Consider the following 282-nt stretch of genomic DNA (forward strand, 5'->3'; position numbering starts at 1 on the left):
TGCTTATCCTGCTGCTGATCGGTGCGCTGCCGACCTGGCCGTATAGCAGCGGTTGGGGCTACCGCCCGACCGGCGTGCTCGGCGTCGTGCTGATCATCGTCATCGTGTTGCTGGTGCTCGGGCGCATATGACGCGGCTAACTTTGCTCCGACGCAATTCGCGATTGACTCTGGCACCTAAAGCCACGTAGAATCTCGGATTCGTCGGAGCGTAGCGCAGCCTGGTAGCGCATCTGATTTGGGATCAGAGGGTCGAAGGTTCGAATCCTTTCGCTCCGACCAC

At 59.9% G+C, this 282-nt stretch carries 1 protein-coding gene and 1 tRNA gene; both read left to right on the forward strand.

The window, feature by feature from the left end:
* On the forward strand, nt 1-131 hold a 131-nt coding region (locus SB822_RS56480; protein ID WP_410859025.1), incomplete at its 5' end, for a DUF3309 family protein.
* Nucleotides 132-204: 73 nt separating this feature from the next.
* Nucleotides 205-281 (forward strand) — tRNA-Pro (locus SB822_RS56485).
* Nucleotide 282: the final 1 nt, after the last annotated feature.

Source organism: Paraburkholderia sp. SIMBA_054, assembly GCF_046534875.1.
In the GTDB taxonomy this organism is placed as follows: domain Bacteria; phylum Pseudomonadota; class Gammaproteobacteria; order Burkholderiales; family Burkholderiaceae; genus Paraburkholderia; species Paraburkholderia hospita.